Source organism: Roseofilum capinflatum BLCC-M114 (genome assembly GCF_030068505.1).
Lineage (GTDB): Bacteria > Cyanobacteriota > Cyanobacteriia > Cyanobacteriales > Desertifilaceae > Roseofilum > Roseofilum capinflatum.
Map to the genome: position 1 here is coordinate 1 of NZ_JAQOSO010000038.1, position 3,260 is coordinate 3,260.

At 39.5% G+C, this 3,260-nt stretch carries 5 protein-coding genes; 3 read left to right on the forward strand and 2 right to left on the reverse strand.

The window, feature by feature from the left end:
- Positions 1 to 194: 194 nt before the first annotated feature.
- The 3 genes from PMG25_RS07880 to PMG25_RS07890 are packed head-to-tail and all read left to right on the forward strand — an operon-like array spanning position 195 to position 2,130.
- Positions 195 to 1,205: a GTPase family protein gene (locus PMG25_RS07880; protein WP_283766352.1), complete on the forward strand. Its 1,011-nt coding sequence runs from the start codon at positions 195 to 197 to the stop codon at positions 1,203 to 1,205.
- A gap of 39 nt (positions 1,206 to 1,244) precedes the next feature.
- The gene (locus PMG25_RS07885; RefSeq protein ID WP_283766353.1) at positions 1,245 to 1,478 is read left to right on the forward strand and encodes a hypothetical protein; all 234 of its coding nucleotides are present in this window, start codon (positions 1,245 to 1,247) and stop codon (positions 1,476 to 1,478) included.
- 31 nt (positions 1,479 to 1,509) lie between these two features.
- Positions 1,510 to 2,130, forward strand: a complete 621-nt coding sequence (locus PMG25_RS07890; RefSeq protein ID WP_283766354.1) for a VWA domain-containing protein — start codon at positions 1,510 to 1,512, stop codon at positions 2,128 to 2,130.
- 17 nt (positions 2,131 to 2,147) lie between these two features.
- Here the strand turns inward: PMG25_RS07890 and PMG25_RS07895 are convergent, their stop codons facing one another.
- Together PMG25_RS07895 and PMG25_RS07900 are read right to left on the reverse strand one after the other, a co-directional pair.
- The gene (locus PMG25_RS07895) at positions 2,148 to 2,921 is read right to left on the reverse strand and encodes a helix-turn-helix domain-containing protein (RefSeq protein WP_283766355.1); all 774 of its coding nucleotides are present in this window, start codon (positions 2,919 to 2,921) and stop codon (positions 2,148 to 2,150) included.
- Between the two features lie 19 nt (positions 2,922 to 2,940).
- A partial coding sequence (locus PMG25_RS07900) for a DUF4351 domain-containing protein (RefSeq protein ID WP_283766356.1) occupies positions 2,941 to 3,260 on the reverse strand: 320 nt, incomplete at its 5' end.

Consider the following 3,260-nt stretch of genomic DNA (forward strand, 5'->3'; position numbering starts at 1 on the left):
GGACTCTGGGAACTTTTCGGCTAGGTATTTGCAGGTGTTGTCGTAGGCCAAGGGAGTGAAAAAATAGCATCTTAACTTAAGTTTACAAGATTTTCGCAAAAAGAATCACTTTTTGCTACTTTTTAATCCTTTTTATCACTGACACTGTGGCATTCAGTTGGTAAACTGACCTATGGTCAAATCATCTAAGACAAATGGAAGATGTTAATTTAACGCCAGATCAGATTAAACTGGTTCAAGAGGAACTGAAAAAGCGAATTGATAATCGCCAGTTTCGGGTTTCGATTGTGGGTCAAACTGGAGTTGGCAAGTCCTCTCTACTCAATGCTTTATTTGGTACTAATCTGAAGACCGATCCAGTGAAGCCCTGCACGAAAGAGATAGAAGAGATACCCGTTCAAATTAAGGAAGGAGGTACACTGTATTTTTACGATCTTCCGGGAATTGGAGAGTCAGAAGAAGCAGACGAAGGCTATTTAAAACAGTATAGAGAACACTTGCAATCTTCTGATGTTATCCTATGGGCAATTCATGCTGACAATCGCTCTGTGGTTTTTGATCAACAGTCATTGAAAAAGATCATGGAGGGGTATACTCTAGAACAGAAGGCTGTCTTAATGAGTAAACTGACCTTCATTTTGACCAAAGCGGATGTTCTGCATCCTCCTTCGTGGATCGCTGCAAAAATCGGTAATTTTGTCAAGTTTTTACCTCCTCCACAAACCAAAGAAACACTGGAACAAAAATCTTTATTTTATCAAAAGACTTTTATTGAGCCTTATGGAAACTTAATTGTATCAAAAACATATAATGATTGTGACTTTGATATTCCAGAAGAAAATTTTGAATGCGACAAAATCTCAAGACTGATTTACTATAAAGGTTATATGAATGATGAAAAACTACGTACATATCAAAAAAAATATTCTCAATACCAAGATCTATTCGATCGTTTGTATGATAATTACAGAGTCATTCCATGTTCAGCAATCTTGAGGTATAATCTCAACAAATTGATGTTGGTTATCCTAAACAAGCTTGGAGACGAAGCAACCCTTCAATTTCGCCATATTGTTTCTGGTGATGCTCTAGATCGAGTTCCTTTTGAAAAAACTGAAAATCTTTGCAATTTATTAGTATATGACCCAGGAAATAAAAAGACCCTTTTTGAATTTCGTCGTTGGTTGAATACTCAAAAATATTGAAGTTATGGATACAAAAAAACGTAAATTAAGGTGATAGCGATGAGTTTAGACATGGATTTTATTGAAATGAGTTTAGGTGAACAAAACAAAATGAACATGGCTCTTGAAGAAGGACTAGAGGAATTAATAGATGCAGCAATCATTCATTGTGTAATAAAAGGTATTGATTGGCTAGTTGACAATACTGGAATCGATCCTGATATAGGAAATTTTATCAAAAAAAGTACAAGCTTTCTTGGTCGTTTGGCTAAAGAGATTTTCTGTGCTGTTTAAAAAATACTGTTGATTTAGTTCGGGAGAGTTTATGTCTATTGATTTAGAAAATCGTAGCTACACTCTGATTATCGATAAGAGTGGTACTATGGCAAAAAAAGATTGTGAAGCTGGTAAAAGTCGTTGGGAAGTCATGCAAGAAACAACCTTAGCTATAGCCAGCAAGTGTGAACAATTGAATTCGGATGGTGTTACTATATATACCTTCTCATCTAAATTTAGGCGTTATGACCATGTAACCTCTGAAAAAGTAGAAGAAATCTTCAGGGAAAATGAGCCTGTTGGTAGAACCGAAATGGCTCAGGTGCTACAAGATGCTCTAAATAACTATTTTCAACGTAAAGAACAAGGTCAAGCAAAGTTGGGTGGTGAAACATTTCTTGTCGTTACTGATGGGCAACCCGATCATCCGAAAGCAGTTATTGATGCTATTATCACTGCGACCCAGAAAATTGAGAGAGATGATGAATTAGCCTTCTCGTTTATCCAAATTGGACATGATGCTGAAGCCACAACATTCTTGAAAACGTTGGATGATGACCTGCAAAGTGCAGGAGCAAGATTTGATATTGTGGACACGATTACAATTAATGAGATCGAAGAAGAAGGAATTGCTCTCAAAGAAGTTTTAATTAGAGCGATGACTAATTAGTACGTTGTTATCTAGTTTTATTCTTGAGTCAAAAGCTCTAGGAACTCTTGGACAACCCGATCGCCATCTTCGTTGCATTCGTTATAGTCACAGCAATGGATCAGGGAGATGCCATGGGGTTCAAATGGGTTGTCTGTCTCTCCCGTTTTTGCTCTCTTCTCAAGAGACACGACTTCCAGAATGCCCCATTTGCCTTGGTAGAAGACTAGGAAGTGCGCGTCTTGGTTTTCTCTCCCGTCTGATGTGGTGAGGCGTGCTTTGGCATTGGGAAAGAAGAGAACATTGGCACGATCTAAGGCTTCGGCTATTTTCAGTTGAGCTTCACAATCAAAATGCCGACCGTTCCAGAGATATTTGGGATCTTCTGGATGAGAGTCGGTTTCAGGTGGATTTTCTGGCAGTAGTTCTGATTCTAAAGTTTTAGCGTGTAAGACAGCTTCACTGCTGAGGTTGGCTAAATTTAAGGTAGCTCCACTGAGATTTGCGCCATTGAGGTTAACTTCGATTTCCTGGGTGCGATGCAAAATGATGGAATTTCGGCGCAAGTATCGCTTAAACACTGCCTGTAAGTTACTTTTCTTCACCTTTTCGTCGAGAACTTCTGAGAGTTGTTTCCACAGTTTGGCAGCGACGGATTTGATATACACATCATCGTAATTGGAAGCTTCGGCGATTTGCGGATAAGAACATCTTCCTTGCCAACATTGCCGAAAGATCAACTGCTGGACATCGTTTAGTCCTTCTCCATCTAGAAGAGTTTCAGCGATCGCCAGCGCTTCGTCAACAGTCATCAGTTCCACTCCCTCAACATTAAGATAGTCGCTCCCCAAGCCAAGACACTAAATCCTCAACTCCCGTAAAATCGAGCAGTGCTTCCCCCAAATCTTCCAAAGTTTCCACCGACAAAGACTGAATCTGGGCTTCCAATTCTGGAGACAGTTCCCCCACTCGTCGCGTCAATTGACGAGTAATTAAAGAGACCTCCCGTTGTACGCCTTGCTGAATTCCTTGCTGAATTCCTTGCTGAATTCCTTGCTGAATTCCTTCGAGCAGACCTTCTTCATGAATTTCTTGATAAATCACCGACTCGCGCATCGTCTCTTTCCTCAATAATTGTCTAATTAACTTCT